At 41.1% G+C, this 20,695-nt stretch carries 17 protein-coding genes; 5 read left to right on the forward strand and 12 right to left on the reverse strand.

The annotated features are described in order from the left end of the window. The first annotated feature begins 101 nt into the window (after positions 1-101). Positions 102-1,259, forward strand: a complete 1,158-nt coding sequence (locus tag ACQKMP_RS05110; RefSeq protein WP_427468937.1) for a HupE/UreJ family protein — start codon at positions 102-104, stop codon at positions 1,257-1,259. A 90-nt stretch (positions 1,260-1,349) separates the two neighbouring features. On the opposite strand, the gene ACQKMP_RS05115 is transcribed toward ACQKMP_RS05110, so the two are convergent. Continuing rightward, on the reverse strand, positions 1,350-1,787 hold the full coding sequence (locus tag ACQKMP_RS05115; RefSeq protein ID WP_081951075.1) for a MarR family winged helix-turn-helix transcriptional regulator: 438 nt from the start codon (positions 1,785-1,787) through the stop codon (positions 1,350-1,352). Positions 1,788-1,951: 164 nt separating this feature from the next. After that, complete coding sequence (locus ACQKMP_RS05120; RefSeq protein ID WP_042186618.1) at positions 1,952-2,989, reverse strand: NADH:flavin oxidoreductase/NADH oxidase; 1,038 nt, start codon at positions 2,987-2,989, stop codon at positions 1,952-1,954. A gap of 221 nt (positions 2,990-3,210) precedes the next feature. On the opposite strand from ACQKMP_RS05120, the gene ACQKMP_RS05125 reads away from it, so the two are divergent. Then, a complete protein-coding gene (locus ACQKMP_RS05125) occupies positions 3,211-3,591 on the forward strand; it encodes a VOC family protein (RefSeq protein WP_427468938.1) in 381 nt (126 codons plus the stop codon). A gap of 93 nt (positions 3,592-3,684) precedes the next feature. Here the strand turns inward: ACQKMP_RS05125 and ACQKMP_RS05130 are convergent, their stop codons facing one another. Both ACQKMP_RS05130 and ACQKMP_RS05135 read right to left on the reverse strand, forming a co-directional pair. Next, complete coding sequence (locus ACQKMP_RS05130; protein WP_427468939.1) at positions 3,685-4,311, reverse strand: alpha/beta hydrolase family protein; 627 nt, start codon at positions 4,309-4,311, stop codon at positions 3,685-3,687. 9 nt (positions 4,312-4,320) lie between these two features. Beyond that, positions 4,321-4,761 carry a hypothetical protein gene (locus tag ACQKMP_RS05135; RefSeq protein WP_427468940.1) on the reverse strand — a complete coding sequence of 147 codons (441 nt, stop codon included), beginning with the start codon at positions 4,759-4,761 and terminating at the stop codon, positions 4,321-4,323. A 179-nt stretch (positions 4,762-4,940) separates the two neighbouring features. Between ACQKMP_RS05135 and coaA the strand changes: the two genes are divergently transcribed. Both coaA and ACQKMP_RS05145 read left to right on the forward strand, forming a co-directional pair. Next, entirely contained in the window at positions 4,941-5,876 is a 936-nt protein-coding gene (gene coaA / locus ACQKMP_RS05140) for a type I pantothenate kinase (protein ID WP_339270052.1), read from the forward strand. Between the two features lie 162 nt (positions 5,877-6,038). Beyond that, positions 6,039-7,064 carry a glycosyltransferase family 8 protein gene (locus tag ACQKMP_RS05145; protein ID WP_427468941.1) on the forward strand — a complete coding sequence of 342 codons (1,026 nt, stop codon included), beginning with the start codon at positions 6,039-6,041 and terminating at the stop codon, positions 7,062-7,064. 112 nt (positions 7,065-7,176) lie between these two features. Here ACQKMP_RS05145 and ACQKMP_RS05150 read toward each other — a convergent pair whose 3' ends face one another. From ACQKMP_RS05150 to ACQKMP_RS05165, 4 genes are all read right to left on the reverse strand, one after another. After that, positions 7,177-8,418, reverse strand: a complete 1,242-nt coding sequence (locus tag ACQKMP_RS05150; RefSeq protein ID WP_427468942.1) for an RICIN domain-containing protein — start codon at positions 8,416-8,418, stop codon at positions 7,177-7,179. 261 nt (positions 8,419-8,679) lie between these two features. Next, complete coding sequence (locus tag ACQKMP_RS05155) at positions 8,680-9,489, reverse strand: acyltransferase domain-containing protein (protein WP_427468943.1); 810 nt, start codon at positions 9,487-9,489, stop codon at positions 8,680-8,682. A gap of 123 nt (positions 9,490-9,612) precedes the next feature. Further along, positions 9,613-10,260 (reverse strand): hypothetical protein, encoded by a 648-nt coding sequence (locus ACQKMP_RS05160; protein WP_283911103.1) that lies wholly within the window; start codon positions 10,258-10,260, stop codon positions 9,613-9,615. A gap of 128 nt (positions 10,261-10,388) precedes the next feature. Further along, positions 10,389-12,476: an alpha/beta hydrolase fold domain-containing protein gene (locus tag ACQKMP_RS05165; RefSeq protein ID WP_427468944.1), complete on the reverse strand. Its 2,088-nt coding sequence runs from the start codon at positions 12,474-12,476 to the stop codon at positions 10,389-10,391. A gap of 204 nt (positions 12,477-12,680) precedes the next feature. Here ACQKMP_RS05165 and ACQKMP_RS05170 point away from each other — a divergent pair, with 204 nt between their 5' ends. After that, the gene (locus tag ACQKMP_RS05170) at positions 12,681-13,046 is read left to right on the forward strand and encodes a VOC family protein (RefSeq protein WP_052404224.1); all 366 of its coding nucleotides are present in this window, start codon (positions 12,681-12,683) and stop codon (positions 13,044-13,046) included. 115 nt (positions 13,047-13,161) lie between these two features. Here ACQKMP_RS05170 and ACQKMP_RS05175 read toward each other — a convergent pair whose 3' ends face one another. The 4 genes from ACQKMP_RS05175 to ACQKMP_RS05190 form a co-directional block, all read right to left on the reverse strand. Next, on the reverse strand, positions 13,162-17,283 hold the full coding sequence (locus ACQKMP_RS05175; protein WP_379422356.1) for a beta-N-acetylglucosaminidase domain-containing protein: 4,122 nt from the start codon (positions 17,281-17,283) through the stop codon (positions 13,162-13,164). Positions 17,284-17,303: 20 nt separating this feature from the next. Next, positions 17,304-18,170 carry a carbohydrate ABC transporter permease gene (locus ACQKMP_RS05180; protein ID WP_339246646.1) on the reverse strand — a complete coding sequence of 289 codons (867 nt, stop codon included), beginning with the start codon at positions 18,168-18,170 and terminating at the stop codon, positions 17,304-17,306. 13 nt (positions 18,171-18,183) lie between these two features. Then, positions 18,184-19,080: a carbohydrate ABC transporter permease gene (locus tag ACQKMP_RS05185; protein ID WP_042186594.1), complete on the reverse strand. Its 897-nt coding sequence runs from the start codon at positions 19,078-19,080 to the stop codon at positions 18,184-18,186. Between the two features lie 86 nt (positions 19,081-19,166). After that, the gene (locus tag ACQKMP_RS05190; protein WP_379422359.1) at positions 19,167-20,540 is read right to left on the reverse strand and encodes an extracellular solute-binding protein; all 1,374 of its coding nucleotides are present in this window, start codon (positions 20,538-20,540) and stop codon (positions 19,167-19,169) included. Between the last annotated feature and the right edge of the window lie 155 nt (positions 20,541-20,695).

Genomic DNA, 20,695 nt, shown 5'->3' on the forward strand with positions numbered 1-20,695 from the left:
CTTATTTTATCTTTTCAGTTAACACTCCAATGACAATTTAAGATTATGATCAACTGTAATAACATCATTTAATACATATTTATCTTCAAGGGGGAACAACTTTGTTAGCTCGTAAGAATCGCTCCAACCTATTAAAATCATTAATTTTTATTGTAATTTTCCTTATTTCTATGACTTCTTCTCAACTAACGGCTTCCGCACATCCACTTAGTGCCAGTTATACTACCGTTACTTTTGATAAGGACAAGACCGATTTTTCATTTTCATTGGACGTCATTTCGATTATTGAAAGCATGGATAACGTAGATATGAACGGAAATGGAATATTGGAAGAGAATGAGATTGAGAGCAATAAGCATCGTTTAGAAGAATGGATCGAAGATAGCGTCATCTTGGAAATGAATGATCAACAGCAAGCTCCAGAGCTTCAAGATCTATTCCTTGATAAAAAAGGGGATAAAGAGGTTCTTACCTGGAATTTTATCTATCCTGCCTTTGAGCCTGGACAAACCATCGCAATCAACAACGGCCTATATTCACAAGCTACAAGTTCACCGTATGTCAATTTAATTACTGCACATAACGGAAATCAGACTAGCGAAACCGTAATGCAAGGAAAAGACCGGACGTGGACCATGCTGCTAACAGAGGATCAACAGGAGCAGCAATTATCATCATCCACCAATTCGTCTTCATCAGGTAATTCTGGGTCCTCATCCGATTGGTTTTCTTTTTTCAAACTGGGAATGAACCATATTCTTACTGGTTATGATCACTTGTTATTCCTATTCGCTCTACTATTAAGAAAACAAACGCTCAAACAATATGCTGCAATTATCACAGCTTTCACTTTAGCACACAGCATTACGTTAACACTCGCAGTTCTGGGCTGGATCTCCTTGCCTTCACGAGTTGTTGAATCTGTAATTGCACTCAGTATTTGTTATGTAGCGCTTGAGAATATTTTTCGTAAAAAAATCCGTTTCCGCGCGTTCATAACTTTCCTGTTCGGACTCATTCATGGCATTGGCTTTGCAGATATTCTTCAAGAAATGAACTTGCCAAAAGCACATTTGGCTGTGGATCTGGTGAGCTTTAATGTAGGAATTGAATTTATCCAATTATGTATTGTTATTGTTTTGCTTCCGGTACTTATTTTTCTCCAAAAAAGAAATTTCTACAAACCGGTTATCGCATATGGTTCATGGTTAATTACTGCACTTGGCGCCTTTTGGCTAGTGGAGAGATTGTTCTTCTAGAATAAACCCTATAGTCTCACGCAAAAAAACCTCTGCATGGGAAATGGAGATACGATCCATTTACCTAAACAGAGGTTTTTTTGAGCTGATTCATGATTGCTGCTTCATACGAAGCATTTGCGCTAGAAGCTGTTCCACATCTTTTTCCGGGAATGCCTTCATTAGCGTGTCTTTAAAGGTTTCTTGTGCACGGATGAGCTTGGCCTCACCAATGGAGGTTAGGGAGGTATAAATACTTCTGCGATCACTGTCGCATGCTTTTCTCTCTAAAGCTCCGCAGCCCTTGGCTTCAAACCGGCTAACTAAACGTGAAACGGCACTTTGGCTTAAACCAACCATCGATTCAAGTTTCTGCAGTTTCAGTTTTTTCTCTGGGGCTTCCGACAAGAATAATAACAAGTAGAACTCTTTTAAAGATAAACCATGATTCGCTTGCAAATTAACTTCTAATTCATTCGTCACATTCATTTGTATATGCGTTAACGTCAACCAATTCGCGATAAGGTCATTGTTAAGAATTTTGTCCATCTATCTCTTCATCTCCTGAGCGTATGACTATTCATGAATTTTTTCTTCTATATAATAGTACTACACTCCACATCTATTGTGCCAAGCTTAATCCAAAAAAGAGAAAAGACCGTTTCTCCAAGAAGCCGGTCTTTCCAACTGATTTCATTTAATTTCGTTAGTCCTTAGCCTTTAATTCTAGGAAATCCAAAGGCATACTGTCGAGGAATACTAGGGTCTTGCTGAAGCTCAACTCCAGCCTCCAGCGTCCAATATGGATTTCTCAGCATCCCCCGACCAACTGCAACAAGATCTGCTTCCTCATTCCCAATGACTGCATTAGCAAGAGCAGGTTCATCCAATCTACCTACAGCAATCACCGGTACATTCAAACCATATTTGATCTCTCTTGCCAAAGGAACTTGATACGCCGCATGTGTTCCTGGCTTGCCAGCAGCCGCGATAGGACCTTCACCACCTGCACTAATATGGAAAATATCTGCGCCAGCTTCTTTATAAGCTTTACTAAATGCCAAGCTTTCTTTAATGCCGTATCCGCCCTCTACATATTCTTGAGCTGAGATACGCATGATCAATGGCATTCCTTCAGGCATTTCACTTTTCGCTGCACGAATGATTTCAGTACCAAACAAGGTCAAATCTTGGCCATATTCATCTGTTCTTTGATTCGTTAATGGTGAATGGAACTGATGAATAAGGTAACCGTGCGCACCATGAAGCTCGATAACATCAAACCCCGCTTGAATCGCACGCTTCACGCCTAACCGGAATTTTTCAACCATACCCTTCACTTCTTCAGTCGTTAGGGCACGTGGTGTTTTGGAGTCAGCATCAAATGGAACGGCAGAAGAGGATACAGGAACTGCTGCATCTTCAGCCTTACGCCCAGCATGAGCAATTTGAATACCTACTTTTGCCCCATAAGCATGACAAGCATCAACAATTCTAGCCAATGCAGGTATTTGCTCATCGGACCAAATGCCAAGGTCAAAATCAGTAATTCGGCCATCAGGCTCTACATCGGTCATTTCAATAATAATTAATCCTGTTCCTCCAATGGCGCGGCTTACGTAATGATTATAATGCCAATCGGTAGCAATTCCGTCCTTGTTAGTCACTGAATACTGACACATTGGAGGCATAACCACGCGGTTCTTCAATTTCAAATCCTTCATTTCATAAGGGGTAAACAAGTTCTTCATGATATCTCTCCTCTTTATAAAAAACTAAATTTATTATGAACATTAAAAACATGTTTTAGCAGAATTTAATTAATGTATGCTCATGCATGTATATTATTATAGAATATCTATGATGTCAACCATGAATGTCTCCTGCGGTTTAATAACTCCACGTATTGTTGAAATCTTTGTCGCAAGGTAATATATGGGTATCTATTTTCTTAGAAAGGATGATCTCACAAGTGGACAAAAAGCTTTTACAATCACATAGTATCTTTCCTACCCTGAATATTGAGCGCACCGCTGCTTATTACAATCAGTACTTATGCTTTCAAGTTGTGCCCTATTTAGATACGGAAGAACCGCATGTTTGCCTCTATCGTGATGATACAGAAATTATCCTTACTCAATCCCAAGGACAAAGGGTTATTCCTAATCGAGAATTGTATGGCTATGGTTACGATGCCTATTTTATTACGAAACAGCAAGAGCAGCTGGAGAAAGAATTTGAAGCGGCTGGTGTTAACATTGTCCGAGCATTAGCAAACACCGACTATAATAACAAGGAATTTGTTATTGAAGATGTTGATGGGCGCTGGATTGCTTTTGGGATTAAAGGATAAGAAAAACGGCCCTCGGCCATTTTTCTTATTTTTCAAAAGAGACCTCATAGCTTCTTACCCACACGAACATCCCTTGAAATCCTGTATGCTAGTTTACAGAATTTCATCTCCACTGCCATTGATCTCACAGAAATCACTATGATTATGACTTATGAATGTAGAATAAGCATTCCCCTGATTTAATAAATGCTCTTGAAAAAACTTAGCGACAAGCTCATTTATCTGATTATGAATCCCACAAGTTCTATGATATAAAGTCTCGTCCTCCTCAAAAAGAGGCATATCACTAAAGGACATATGCGTTGCCTTTCGTATTTTCAAAAAAGATTTATATCCATTCCAATTCCGGAAAAGCTTCTCTTGTCCTTTGATGAAATCATTTGCTATTTTTTCCTGTAAAATAATGCTTAAGGATTCTAAAGTAGAAGCTTTTTGCCTTAATACAAGTAGGGGTACCGTATTCTTCGCTTCATTCTCAATATATAAATGCATACTTGCATCTAATAAAACTGCGGCTTTAATTCTATCATCTTCCATAGTTAAATCTAATGCAGTAGCACCGCCGATTGAATGTCCAACAATGCCAACCTTGTCCATATCAAAACTTTCCATTCTTGAATTCAGATTGGATAGGTGATCTAATACATACTCTATATCCTTTTTTCGAATAGAAATTAAATGATGTAATTCGCTATAATCTGTAGCCTGTATTGTCCTCATGACCTCTGATTAATTCATAAATTCTCCACTTGGACTAACTGTAAACATGGCTTCATAAGCAGCACTGACGGTTACCACTATGAATTCTTGCTTTACCAGCGCTTGTATATTGTAAATATACATATCTCTATCTAAGCCTAGTGCAGGAGAGTAGATAATGACAGGATAGGATCGTTTTGATTTTTGTTGCAATGCTCCCTCGCCGATTGAGGTAGATAATCGATCTATGATATCCATATTCATTCCAATATCTTGTAGAATTTCTCTTGCTTGTTGTTCACAGGGCCGGAAAAGATCCATATATTTCATTTCAGATTCGTTGTTATCGGGCAAACCATCCGTATCCGGATAATAAATACTTATCACGATTTTTCTGGGCTCTGACTCTTCTTGGAACGTACCCTTGCGCGTGTAATCCGTTAATACTTCAACTTTTCGAAAAACTCCCATGGTTCCACTCCATTCTTCCTCGTTCACTATATTTTAATTTATTTTCCTATTTATTGAAATGAATTCTCCATAATGTCCATACTAATGTCGATTGCTATGAATGGAATCAAGTTGAATGAACGGTTATAATACCTAAGTGCAGGTGAATCTTTAAAAAACTCAGGGATGTGGAAACTTTAATGGTGAATAATTCAGCATATACACTTTATTTACGTGAGGATTGGAAGAAGCTAAGCGATTTCACCGCTATCCAATTATCAGAAGAAGAGCTTAGTGATATCCAAAGTATTAACGATAAAATTTCGATTGAGGATGTAAATGAGGTCTATCTTCCTCTATCCCAATTGATACATTTGCAGCTTCAAGCCTCTCATACATTTAAAGATTCTATAAATCACTTTCTTAATAACGATCTTAAAAAAGGTCCATTTATCATAGGCATCGCCGGAAGTGTCGCTGTTGGCAAGAGTACAACCGCTAGACTTCTTCAGAAGCTCCTCTCTCAATTACCTTCTCATCCAAAAGTAGATTTAGTTACAACTGACGGGTTTCTACTTCCCAATGCTGAGCTGGAAAAGCGTGGAATCATGAAGAAAAAGGGATTTCCTGAAAGCTACGACACACGTAGTTTAATTTCATTTTTAACTAAAGTGAAGTCTGGTGTTTCGGGTGTTCAAAGTCCTGTATACTCGCATCTAACTTATGATATCGTGCCAAATGAATGTATTACGATCGAGAACCCGGACATCCTAATTGTTGAAGGATTAAATGTTCTTCAGACTAGTTTGACAATTAATCAAAGTATGCCAAACTATTTTGTATCTGATTTCTTTGATTTTTCAATTTATGTGGATGCTGATGTGAATAATATTGAGAAATGGTATATTGACCGGTTTATTAAGCTTAGAGATACCGCCTTCCAAGATGAGCAATCTTATTTTAAAAAATATGCACAGTTATCACTAGAAGAATCTATCGAGATCTCGAAAAGAATATGGAAAGAAATCAATTTTGAAAATTTGATACACAATATTTTACCTACCAGAAATCGTGCAGATCTTATTCTATTTAAAAATAACAATCATCACATAGACTGTATTAAGCTGCGAAAATAAGAAATCGTTCTAACAAACCAAGTCTCTGATTTGCAGAGCTTGGTTTTTTTATGTGCAAAAAAAATTGGGTGAATATCGTAGGTGTAATGCCTTTATCCTCTTGCCAGGGCAAACGTATACTGTGGTACATTCGTACACTAATGTAGAGAGAGGATAAATCAAATGATCGAAATTGCCTTGGCCTTTCAAGATAAGGATGGAAAGTATGTAGAGCATGCCGGTGTCGTTTTAGCGTCAGTTTTTCATCATACAAGTTCCCCAATCCATGTTCATATTTTACATGATGCCTCTTTAACCGAAGTTAACAAGCGAAAGCTCACCAGATTAACCACTAAACATCAGCATACGATTAGCTTTTATTCGATTACTTTACCCGAAGATATGCTCCAGGTTCTTGCCAATATTAATTCTATCGATATGTGGACACATGCAAGTATGTACCGATTGCTGCTTCCCGCGTTAATTCCTTCTGACAAAATTATTTATCTGGATTGTGATGTATTGGTAAACATAGACATCGCGGAGCTGTGGCAAGTCGAGCTGAATGAAAAATATTTAGGGGCGATTTGGGATCAGGGCATTATGGATGTTGCATCTATTGTGAGCGCCAAAGGGCTGAATCCCGAGATTTATTTTAATTCTGGAGTGATCGTATTTGCTTTGAATAATATCCGCCAGAATTCGAACTGGTACCAAGAGATGCTGAACTTCTTGCGCACTTTCCCTGATGTCACCATGCCTGACCAGGATGTTCTAAATGCAGTTTTTGGAGCGAATTACCTCCCTCTCGATATCCGTTTTAATTCATTTAACATGGCCATCCCAGATCATGACTACAATAATAAAATTGTCCATTTTGCCGGGGATGAGAAATGCTGGAATAAAGATTCCTCAGGATTTGCGCTATATCGTAAGTTCCTAAATCTAACCCCTTGGAGAGCTTTTAAAGCCAAATTAAAACGAAGAAGACGGAAGGTCAGCTATGTTAAGCGGCGGTTCACACGAAAAAGTAAAAGACGAATCATTTATAGCCGTAGAATTAAAATTATTCGCACAAGAACCTCACCCCTTTCGCTGTTTCAATTGAAATTAATTAGAACGATTAGAAGAAGAAAAGGAACTTTAATCAACACAAGAATTCAATATCAACGACGTATTAAACGTAAAAAAACAGCCCCTATTAGATAGGGGCTGCAGGATCTCGAGAAACCCAAGGCCATCCAGTGAATTGGGTTTCTCGTCATTCTGAAAAACGGTATCTCTGCCGTTTTTCTTAAACATAATCGTATAATAGATCCTTTTAGTTCACTTTAGTAAAAAACCATTTCTGAGCATCGCTTCCGTTATCCGTCCACTGCTGAACCGCTGCGCCATCTGCCGTTGAGGCTCCGTTTACATCCATAGCTAATCCACTCACTTTAGAAATTAGTTTGTAGTAGCCACCCCCTACATCTACAATGCTCCACCGCTGAGCGTTGGTACCATTGTCATCCCATTGCTGCAACTGTACGCCGCTGACGGTTGATGAGTTCGGCACATCCAACACTTTTCCACTATGCACTGCTGTCAGCTTATAGTAGCCGTCTCCTGTACTTTCCACCTTAAATTTCTGATTATTGGCTGTGTAATTGGTCCATTGCTGCATCTTTGCCCCACTTGCTGTGGATACATCCACTACGTCCAGAACCTTGCCACTAGCCTTGTCGGCTAAAGTATAAATCCCACCACTAACGATGTTTGAGGTAGGCGCGGATTGATACACACGTACATAATCAACCAGCATTTGCGCCGGGAAAGCAGTTGAAGCGTTTGGACTTCCAGGCCAATTCCCACCAACAGCAAGGTTTAGCAGGATAAAGAAGGGTTTTTGGAACTCCTCCGTATTTCCCGTTCCATTCTCGATATAAAAAGCATTAAATTGGTTGCCATCTACAAACCACTTGATATAATTCGCATCCCATTCAACGCTGTACACATGGTATTGAGAAAAATCCAGATTTCCGGATACCTGCCCATACTCGGCATGCCCATTGGCATCCCAGTGTACCGTCCCATTAACAAAAGCATTATTGTTCACACGTTCCATAATGTCTGTTTCACCGGATTTAGGCCAACCTACTGTATCAATATTTGATCCAAGCATCCAAAATGCCGGCCAGAGTCCTTGACCTGAAGGCACCTTGATTCTAGCTTCAATTTTCCCATAGGTAAAACTTTTGAGTCCTTGTGTTTTGATCCGTGCAGAGGTGTAATTCATTCCACCGTAGGATTCTTTTTGCGCTGTAATAACCAGATTTCCACCCGTAACTTGCAGGTTCTGCGGACGACTAGTATAGTACTGAAGTTCATTGTTACCCCAGCCACCGCTCCCTGTGCCGATTTCGGCGGACCAATTACCAGTATTCAGAGAATTCCCGTCAAATTCATCACTCCATACCAGATTCCAGTTCGAGGCTGCACTTGAATTACCTGTAGGCACTAAAGCAATCATGAGTGTAAACAGCAGAAATAGACTTAGCATTTTTCCTTTTCTCAACATCATCGTCTCCTCCTAATAAATAAAAAAATTATAGGACACAGGAATGCTTAAGACGATATCTGCCCAGGGTCAGCCCAATGGAATCACCTCTTTGATCTTATTGATTTCATTGCACGGCGCGCTCGTACATTTGAAACCGGTTTCGTTTTTGGATAAAACAAAGCACTATCCCCAAAACCAGCTATTACAGCCAGAGTCAGGTTAACGCATCACTTCATTTGCAGTGTACGTCTTCTCTACCCGTAATATGCCAAGATTTCAACCTTACTTATGTACTTTAATCCCATAGCCACTTCCTAGTTTACCTCCTGCAATTAAAAAGGCTTTTGCACGCCGTTGCAGTTGGGTGTTCTCTTCGTACGCTTGAGGGGTCATACTTAGTTTACTAAATATTCTTTCTTCTGCTTCCTTGGAACTTTTATCGACTTCATAAATGTAGAACCGACTTTGAAACTGAATAATGTTCGATTCTGGGTTCATGATCTCACTTAATTCCGGATCAAGCAGCCATGAATGACAAATAAACACTGGAGTTATACCTCTAAAAAAAACTCTGGCTAACTGAAAGGATTCCTCGACACTTTGAACGGATAAAGGCTCTCCCGCTGGAATGTGCACATTAAGCACGATTTGATTGGTAAAGATTTTACAACCATCAACAACTAAATCGCGGTCCATCGCAAAAGGTTGAAATTGCATTCTTCCCAAACGAAATAAACGAAGCTGAACATGCTCTTGCAGCCAGTTATATTCTTCAATACCATATTCACCGTAATCACGTAGACATTGCATGCACCAGATCTGAATATCTGAGAATGTATCATAATAGATCTCATCCTCAATGTTACGAATACGATACTCTTCATAAGCATCTACTGCGAATCTCACAAATAAATATAATAGTAGCTTTCGATAGCCCTCCGATGCTTTCACAGATTCAAAAAAAGAAAATCTGTCAAAATAAAAATGTTGTTTATAAACTAGATATTCATCCTCTTTCATCTGAAACTCATAAACCTGCTGTCTAACCGCTGGATCAAGCTTTATCCCTTCACACAATGCTCTGATATTCACTAGAAAACCTCCCTATTTCCTATGGATACAGCACACCACTTGTAAAAACTCATAAAATATAACAAAGAAACGGCATTTCTGCCGTTTCTTTGTTATATGGATGGCCAAGGCTCAGAGCCTGTTTTACTCCAACCCATGTTCCTTGCGGATGTTATACATACCTTGAACAAGCAGCTCGGAAGGATCCCGATTTAATTGCAAGTGCGTTAACAATAAATGCAGTGGGAACGCACACACGTTATTTCCATCGCTTATCGCTGGAAAACCAGCCTCGAAGACTGGACCTAGTTTTTCGTTCCAAGCTAGACCTACATGTACATCCTCTGGCGCAAATTCTTCAGTTATTTCTTTAATACATTGCGGAACTAATACATTGTCTATGATCGCTTTAGCTTCCTCTTCACTTGAAGGCGGTGTTGGAAGCGTTTTGCCTCCCTCAATCTTCATCAGATCAACAAAGAATGAAGCCATCCATGCCGCAGGATCCTTACCCGATTGGAATCTTGCAATCAATTCACGCAGAAAAAAGCCGCAAGAATAGACATGGTCTAACTCAGACTTTACGTGAAAAACAAAAACCGGGCCGTAAGCCTCCATATTCAACACTTGTCCTTCAACGTCTTGAAAGTGCACTCTCAAAGCTACGAGACCGTTATGATGAACAGCCATCACTAGCTTATTCATATCCTCCTCAGACATTTCTGGATCATTGGTTATTTCCTCGTTCTCGTTTAATGTTTCTTCGTTCTCATTGGTTATCTCATTGGTCATTTTAAATTCCCTCCCGCTCTTATCATACCATCTAGCGAATTGAACTAACACTTTAATAATAGACAAATTCCTACCAGTTGTGGAGAAAATAAAAAAAACGGCATCTCTGCCGCTTATTAAATATCCTCTTAATCCATCAGGTACATATCCCCGAAGGCATTAACATCCTTCGAAGAACCTATGCCACTATTGTATTGCAGCCAGCCTCTACGCCCCTCGCCGTCATTATCATTGACCAGCAGCGAAAACTTAAGCTTCATTCCTTGCTTCACCTGCGTAATGTCATGGCTCAGTTCACGCCAGGGTATGGCTAATTCGTAGCTGGTTGTTGAATCTGAACGACTCACCGCATACTTTAGCTCTAGGACATCATTTATATTGAATCCCCTTGGGGTTAGCCAGCGCCACTTGAGTAAATTCCCTGCATTTCCCCGAGCCACACCTAGTTCATGATACTCCGAGGGTACCGTTCCGTCTGAGTTTGCAATGCCAATCCCAATCTGAATGCTGTCCCCACTCCAAATAGCATCACCTGATGCCGACTGTTCATGCTTGTCATCTATAACTTCTACCCCTAGATAAAGGTTATCCTCGTCCCAAGCTAAGGAACCGATCGCACTGATATCCTGCTCACCTCGCCAACCATTGATTTTGATATCCTTCACATTAAAGCGAGCCAGATCACTCCAATCTGATAGGTTACCATTGATTTCAATGGGCTTACTGAGTTTTGGCAACAACAGTGCGTTAAAGGAATCTAACGTCGTCTGCAATAGATTACCTATGTCATTATAAGACTTAAGCGTCCGTTGTCCTCTAGCAAGCTCAGGAATCTCTAACCGCACACTCTTTCCTGATTCCAGATTCTCCACAGTGGCGTTGTAGGTCCCCTGAGTAGAACGTCCTGTTTCATAATCGGCTTCCACTGAACCATTGAAATTGTTCGTAGACTGATTAGTAACATCCATATGAGTTTTTAATTCCTTGGCAGCTTCATCATAAAATGTCTCATATTTCACCGTCAGCGGGTCGATTACGTTAACATTGACAGCGAAGCTCATTGCCGTTTTAGGATCTTCGCCTCGTGAGACAAACAGTGTATCGTTTCCTCGCACCAAGCCTTCCGGAACCTGTATCCGAAGTCTGTCTTCCTCCTCCTGCTCACGAAGTATCCAACCCTCAGGCAAATCGATGTTCATCGACTCCTTCGCAGGAATGCGATAGGCCTTAGGCAGCTTAATATCAAAGGCATCGCCGGAAGCAATCGAAATTCCGGAATTCTCTGGCAGCTTTGCAAGATCAGAACTATTCATGACATTCCATAGAAAATGTGTTGTCGTCTCCATAATTTCATCGATGTATTTATCATTCTTGTAGTCATGTCCGACACCTTCCATGGTGAGTAGATTATGATACACCCCCTTCTCTTTCAGCTGTTCGGCCAAGTCAACACTTTGCTGGTACGGCACCAGTTTGTCTATCGTTCCATGAATGATGAGGACCGGCGGCAGCTTGCTGTCCGCACTTTTCGTCAGATCACCGCCATAAATATCAACAATAGAAAATACAGATTTAATGATGGAAGGATCCTGTGATACATATTGATTGACAAAATTTATGGCTAGATGTCCCCCCGCCGAATCACCACCGATAACAATACGGCTTGCATCCATCCCGTAAATCTCTGCGTTATCGTTGATCCATTTAATCACATCGGTTATATCTTCATAAGCGTCATTAAGTGTGCGGCTGAAATTAGTAAATGGATCTTTTTTCAGCCTATAATCAACGGACACTACAGCATATCCTCGCTTCGCCAATCCCGTAGAAAAATCTGCTGCATCGTTCTTATTCCCTTCTGTATAACCACCACCGTGAATGAAAATAAATACAGGCCTCTTCTCGTTATTATCGCCAGACGGCTCGTACAGATCGAGTTTCAGCGGTTCTACGGCATCTGTCTCATTCTTCTTGCTCGCATACAAAATATCTCCTTTCACAGTAACCTTATAAGCAGGAGTCAAGTACTGAACAGGTATTTGTCCATTATTGACAGTAACTTTAGCCGCTGTTGCGCTACTGTCAGTAGCATTCACATTAGCCACTTCTTTTCCTTCCTTTTCTAAAGCGCTCTTATTCTCTTGGTTATACAGTAACAACCAGGAACCTAGAACGATTACTAGGATCGTAAGAACGTAAATAAGCCTACGCATCATTATGACAACCTCCCAGAATGATTTTGGATTTGAAAAAGTAATATAATTCCAATATTATCATTCTAGAATTCAAGGCATCGTTTAACAATTATGTATTCCTTCGTGAATTAGGTTTAATATTACGAACTTTTAGTGAACAAGAAAGCGTATAATTAGGTAGAATCGGCTTTGTCATAGAAATAGATAGAGGAGGACATTACAATCATGAAGTTGAGCATGAATTGGGTAACGCTTAGGGTGCGCGATCTGGAGGCTTCCCTTGATTTTTATAACCGGATTCTGGGGCTTCCCATTGACCGCAGATTTGAGAGTAGAGGAAAACAAATTGTTATGTTAGGCACGGTGGATCAGCCCAAAATCGAGCTTATTCAGGGTAGTGATCCGGCACTGAAGCCGGAATGCGGCGTTTCTGTTGGTTTCGAAGTGGAATCGCTCGACGATGCCATAGCGTATTTGAAAAGCCAAGGTATCCCCGTCGCACGCGGACCGATCACACCAAATCCCCATCTGCGATTCTTATATATACTGGACCCGGACGGCTTCGAGGTACAGTTAGCGGAGCATAGCTAGGCTAGCACTCTTCAAGCAAAAAAAGGAAGTGTCCCAAAAGCCATGAAATGGCTGCGGTGACACTTCCTTTTTTTTGATTATATCTGCTAATTTGTTATGGGTTGAAGGCTACTACTCATTCTGTTATCTTACGAGCTACCAGCGCTAAGTCTTTCAAATCAATCACACCATCTTTATTGATATCGGCACGTTTAGCCTCAGCCCAATCCGGACTGCTGGTATCCTTGCCATAATTAGCAGCGACAATCGCTAAGTCACCGATGGACACTTTGCCATCTTTATTGATGTCACCAGTCATACCAGGCTCCGGCTCTTCTGCTGTTATCTTGAGCTTATGGCTCGACGTGACAGTTTCGCTCTCCTTGCCTTCCGCATCGGCTACGATCACTTTTTCAATCTGAATAGTACTCTCTGTAGCTTCCGCTACTGTCTTAGTACCAAAATCCAAGGATAACAGCTGCAGATTGCCAGTCACAGCATTTCCCGCACCTTCACTCACCACCAGCAGTCGTAGTTTTCCAGGCGTGTGATTAGCAGTTTCAAGCACCTGGATTCCACTACGCAAGGAAGTAGCAGCCTTGAATTCCAACAGCTTAGGATCATAGTTCATGGTTATATCCATCGCATATACAGCATCTGTTACACTTTTTACCCCAAACGCCAGTTGAAAGTCATTACCTCCAGCTACAGTGTCTACCCCAGACAGAACAGAAGTCATCTTACCCGATGGATCAACTTCACCATTCCCGTCTTTTTTAACGGTAATGATCTCGTGGATTTTGGGTTTAATCGAACCCTCCCACTGAATCTTCACTTCAAACACATAACTATACTTGGAGGTATCAAATGTATTATAAGATGAGGACAGGTTACCAACCTTATGCCATCCAATCGCATCTCGAACGGACACCACAGCGTTTGAATTATCCGATGGATTTTGCAAAACTATCACTTCTTTTACCTTCGTATCCTTCGACAACTTATAATTTAAGGAACCCGTATTCCCAGCACCCGGCATATAGAAGGTGGAGAGCTTTTTGTCAACGGACAGCAATGCTTCATTTCCTATGTTTCCAGCAGGTTCAGCCTGGATAGCCGGATTGGAAGTTCCCGGTCTTTCAATCCCTTCATTAACCAAAATTTCATTAAGCGCGAGCCATGCATCATAGGTTTCAGTTGAAATCAATCTTACATAGCGGGCTTGCTTGCCGCCGTCAACTTGAACACGCTTATAACGGTAAGGCACCTCATGCTCAGGGAAATTCAAACTCCGATCATTTGGATTAGTAAACGTATGGATCGTATCCCATGTCTGTCCGTCTAGTGACAGCTGTAAATCTCCCTTACGGAAGAAATCTCCTTCACCGTCTCCAATCACGACAGCTACATTCTGGACATTCACCACACCGCCCATGTCGATCTGAATATACTTCCCTTTCGATTGAATCGAGCCGAACCAAACCTTGTTCTCTAAAGAAGCATTGTACACGTTGTTGATAGAACCTTCATAAATGCTTCCGTAATTATGAGTAATCATTGGTGGAGAGAATTTGTTCAGCTTGATCATGAGCCTTGTCAGATCTACAGTGATATTCTCAGTTCCCTTGTTTATGATCCGGAAATAGGCAGCACTAGCAAACGCCCCATTCCCCTCATTAACCTGTTCCCATTCCACACCGTTCTTTGATGATTCTAACCGGACTTCTCCGTTTGAAGCTTCCAACACCACTTGCGTGATCTCTTCAATGGATTTCAAATTAATCCCAACATATTGGGATGGCTTTAATGTGATTCCGTTCATATTCGATAATTGCACAGAATTATCTGCTACCATAACAGGAGTATCCTTCAACTCTGTCACATCGGTGTAAATGGCTACCTTATCTTTACCTGCATTTACGGAAAACTCGCGAACTGCCGTCCATAAATCAGGCTTACCTCCAGGTATTCCAGCATGAGTCAATCGATATCGAACCATCCTTGCCTCCACATTGAGCCCGGAAGCAGAAATTTTATACCCGGAACGCTCTTCTCCGATTGCAGTCCATTCTTGACCGTTCACGGAATACTCTAGAATCCCCCTTTGGAAAATATCGAAATCCGTGTCATTTCTACCTTGTGTGATCGCTATTTCTTCCACTTTAATGGTTTTGCCAAAATCAATGCCATACCAGTCCCCATTCTGTTGAAGCGTCTGAATATAGACGTTCGTTGCTAAATCTCCGTCTACCATCAGGTTTAATCCTGAAGGAGAACCATAAGAGCTTACAGCTAGAGGTTTAACATATTCCTGGTCTACCAAAGTATAAATCTGAGCATCCAGTTTATTGATGAGCTGCTCAGCAAAAGGAACCAGCCGCTTTGCTCCTGCCTCGACCGTCACATCTGGAGAATTAAGCTTCTCAATTTTGAATGTTTTGGATAAGCTTAATGCGCTTGTGGCCTTAGCCAGTGCTTCCCATGCCTGATCAACATTCTCTTTCTGGATTGCTATCGCAGAGAGAACTGCCGATTTATCGGCAAGAACGACATTTTGCAAGCTATTTAGCCATGGATCAATTTCTTCTTCCATATTTTCATTCGTGTTATTTACTCTAAACGACGCGATGGCATCCAATACTAGATCAAATTCTTGAATCAATGTATTCCCCGTTGTTTCTATCGGCTGACCACTTGAGTATTGACTTAAGAATTGCGCTAGCTCAGCTTTAATATTTTCCGATTCACCTACTACAAGTCCATGGCCGCTAGGCGATGGGTCACTCATATGATAGGCGATCGTATTAAGCTCAGAGGCAACTTCAGGAGCAATATGCTTAAATGAATCGAGCCAGCTCTCCTCTTGATCAAAATCATCTACATTCCAAGTGTAATCCGCAACCGCGAAGATACCGATCTTAGATAATTCCGCATGCTTCATAGGATTTGACACTACACCTGAAATATTATGTGTACCTGGAATGAGCACTTCTGCTTTACCAAGCAGCAGTCTTGCATCCTTATAGTCATTCACTGGCCAGTTTAACCACATATAAGGGTCTCTTCCATGTGCATCTTTGGGCCACTGCATATCTGCTGCATTAACAGAGGCAACAACACCGTTTCCGGTCCACATTATATCTACATTCTCTGGCACATTTCTCAAGGCTTCAAGATAGGGTCTGCCAGTCGTTCCTGTCCAGCTTTTATTATAATATGGAGGACAATAAATTAATGATTTGACGTCTTTCTTGGACGTTACCCAATTCGCAACATCCGTAATAAGCCTAACATGTTTGTCCTTATCCACTAACGATTGTGATGTGCTGATATCATCCATAAATAGTCCAAATTGACGTACGCCGACACTGTACAATTGTTCAAGCTTCGCAAGTAAGGTTTGGAGTTCAGCATCATAATTGTTCCAATTGATCATATTGAACCCTGGATGAATCGCCCATACAAACTGCGTCTTGGATTCATGACCGACATCCACCAGTTCTTTGATCTTGGCAAGCTCAGCTGCAGGATAAGGTGTTCTCCATTGCGCGTTATGGTACTTATCATCTTTAGGTGCAAAAATATAAGTGTTCATCTTCAACTCTCCACCGAAACGCATCAAGCTCATTCGATCTTCATGTGACCAAGGTGTGCCGTAAAAGCCTTCGATAAATCCCCGTGAGCGAGTATCAGAGAAATCTTCGATGGTGAGATTACGAACCTGCAGATCAGGAATTTGATCAAAAATCATCTTCAGCGATGCCAGGCCATAATAAGCCGCATCCGTATTTTTACCTAATATCGCAATAACACCTTTATTCTGTTGCTTGGTGCTAACGTTAAGAACATAAGCGTCCAGCTCATTGAAGTGATCCGCCTCATAGGGAATATTCTGAGTGAAGTAGTTGTCTACATAGCCTGATGAATTTCTAGTTCCCAAAAAGATATTTGTTTTCCCTGCTACTACAGCTCCTGACTCAGTGACCTGAAGTGATTTGGAATCCAGTATCCTTTGAAGCAGCTTTCTTGTCGGCTGGTCAATCGTATCTTCAATAACAACGTTTACATTTTGTGTGATGGTTAAGGTTGTTGCTTCTTCGGTTTGTTGCTGCGGTAATGGATAGATTTCATAGGATTCCGTTATTTTCGCATCATTTTGCGGAAGATCAGAAGCTACATCCGCTGCAGCTGCAAAACTGGAGAACAAGCCGGCCACCATTATAAGTGTAATGAAGATACTGAGAATCTTCTTCGGCATTTCCTTAACACCTCCTATAATTAACCTTTCAACGCACCTGCTGTTAACCCACCCGTAATTTGACGTTGATACAACACATACATCACAATGACGGGAATCATAGAAATGGAAAGACCCGCAAACAATGGCCCCCATTCCGTTCTGTACTGCATTTCCCCTTGCATAATGGCTATTCCGACAGGAATGGTGTATTTCGCTGGATCGTTGATCAATACCGTGGCCATGATGTACTCATTCCACACCGTTAAAGCATTCATAATTCCTACTGTGATTAATCCTGGCTTCGATAATGGCAACATGATCTTGAAGAAAACGCCGTAAAGTGAAGATCCATCAATTGTTGCGGCTTCTTCAAGCTCACGGGGAAGTGCCTTGAAAAATCCAACCAGAAAGAAGATACCGAATGGAAGGATGCCAATCGTTCCGACAGAATAAACAAGCGTGAGCCCTACTAAGGAGTTGGACAAATTCATATCTCCGAGAAGAAAGAACAACGGTATCAATCCGAGTGTGGTTGGAATCATCATTGAAGCAACGTATACAAAATAAAACAGGCCTCTAGATTTAAAGGTAAACCGAGCTAATATATATGCTGTTGTAGCAGCCATAATAAGCGATAACAGTGTACTAGCCACGGTTACTATAATGGAGTTCAGGAAGTAATCGCCAAAGTTTGCTCTGCTCCACACATTTGAATAGTTTTCAAAACGAAAAATAGATGGGAAATCCCACGGTTTCCCGAGCATAACCTGCTGATTATCCTTTAAGGATGTCAGGAATGTCCAAAGAACAGGATATAAGACTACCAAGCTCCACAAGATGAGGAAAAATCGAACTGCAATTTTTGATATCAGCAGAAGTGGTTTTTTGGCGGGATTATCGTTCAAATTATTTTCCTCCTTACATTTCAATGGACTCTCGGTGAAGAATGCGCTGCAAAATTAGAGTAGTGATTAAAGATAACAGTAAGATCAGCACCCCGATGGTTGCCCCGTAGCTTAAATGGAACTGTTTGAAGCCCATCTGATACAAATAATAACCGAGCACTTGTGTCTGATTATCCGGGCCACCATCCGTCATCAGCTTAACGATAATAAAGGAGCCGTTCAGTGTTGTGATTACGATGTGAATGATAGAGGTTTTGAATTGCTCCCAAATCAGGGGTAAAGTAATTCGAGTAAACTGTTGCCATTGCCCCGCACCGTCAATACTGGCTGCTTCATATAGCGAGGAAGGAATACCTAGAATAGAAGCGATAATGAGCAGCATATAGAATCCGATACCAGCCCATACACTAGGAGGAAGAAGTGACCACATTGCGAGGTTTGAATCCCCTAACCAGTTCGTTTCCACTGGTTTTCCTGTAAATAACGAGATGAATGCATTCAGGAATCCAAGACGGGGATTGTATATAAAACTCCACAATACACCGATAACGGCTACGGAAATGATATTCGGAAAGAAAAACACCACTCGGTAAAAACCGTATTCTTTCAATTTCAAACGGGTCAATGATACTGCGAAAAACGTTGCAAATAACATGATTAAGATGACCTTCCAAAAAATCAAGAAATAATCATTCGAAATGGCTTTTGGTATGATCTCATCCGAGAATAATTGTCTATAATTATCAATACCGATAAAATTCATCGATTCGGAACCGCCTGACCAATCGAAGAAGCTTAAGTACAAGCCTCGAAACAACGGATAAATAGTGAATAAACAAAAGATAGCAAACGTAGGCAGCAAGAAACTCGCAATAAACAAATTACGTTTCCACAATTTATTGTTCTTCATGGGCGTAAGCCATCCTCCCCTTAAATTTGAAAGAACAATCAGAGGCACGTATGTCCTCTGATTGTTTAGAAAGAAGAGTCATGAACTTACTTCCGGATTTTGGCTGCCGCCTTCTCCATACGGTCCATCCATTCTTCTGGTGTAATGGAACCTTGCAGCAATGCAATGGTTGCATCATTCTCAGCCTGCTCAATGTCCGCGGCCAATTTAAATACAGGAGCAACGATCGTGTCACTACCGTTGAAATATTTCATTGCCGTTTTAACAACATCACTTGCGCCTGAAGATTCCAGATCTGCCTTGACGTTCATCAAAGCGCCAGTCAGCTCAGCCCAACGAACTGCGGCTTGTTTCGTAAAGATAAATTCAATAAATGCTTTTGCTGCATCTGGATTTTTAGCCTTCTTTGCAATTGCAATGTTACTAGTGTAAGGAATAGCTACAAATTTACCGCCTGGCTTTTGCATAACGGAAGGAATGAATCCAAATTTGAAGCCTTCTGGAACATCTTTTTTCATTTCATTTTCGAGCCACAAGCCATTAGGAATCATTGCATCTTTATGCTGTAAGAAGAGCATTTGGGAGTCTGTATGACTCATACCGAACGATGCGTTATCGAAATACCCTTTGTCCCTCATATCAACGATCTTTTTCAAGGTATTCGCTACAGCATCATTTTTGAAAGAACCTTCTTTTGCTGCTTCTTGATCCTTCAAGATTTGCGGATTGTCTCCATTCTCAGATACAAAACCTGTATTTAAGAGACCTCCCACGATGTAGTATGGGTATTTACCGGTATGGATGTAAGGATATACGCCATCCGCTTTGATTTTTTCACTTGTGGCGAGGAAGCTATCCCAATCTTTCGGAACATCCCATCCCTTTTCAGTAAACAGGGTTTCATCATAGAAGGTTCCCCATGATCCGAATACGAGTGGAATCGTATAGTTTTTGCCACTGTAGTCTTGTGGAGGTGCGATCAAGTTGCTCGTAAGCTGCTCGCCGTCCACATTGCTCGCATCTTTAACCCAATCTGTAATATCCATCAATTGGTCGTCGAGCACCATTTGCGTTTCGTTCGATCCTGCTCCATCGATGTATACAACATCTGGCGGATTACCTTGGATCCAGCGGGGCTTCATTTGCTCGTTGATTTGTGAACCTGCGGATTCTTTAATGTTGACATCTGGGTACTTCTTCTTGAATTCACCAATGACTTCTTTCCACCAACCGTCTCCATAACCACCGACAAAGTATTGGATTTCGAGGTCTCCCGCTACTTTCGGCTCTTCAGGCTTGGGCTCGTCTGTCTTCGCTGGCTCAGTCTGCGTCGCAGCTGTTGTTTTCTCGGGAGCTGGAGCTTCAGCCCCATTTGTCCCCCCGCCACATCCTGCCAGAGACAATACAATGGACATCATAACTAGACTTAATGCCGCTTTCTTTTTACCCTTGCTTTTCATTGGCTATCCCCCTCGAATAAACTTGCTCGACTTCTCTAAGCACTTGATTTTACAATTCTGACTGTAATTCCATTAACACTTTTCCATTATATAGGCTATAAAAACGTAACCACATGATCTCTTTTGATGTGGAGTTGATACTTTTTGTCCTATAG

Origin of the sequence: Paenibacillus sp. NPDC101420 (assembly GCF_050277435.1) — a bacterium.
Taxonomy (GTDB): domain Bacteria; phylum Bacillota; class Bacilli; order Paenibacillales; family Paenibacillaceae; genus Paenibacillus_AQ.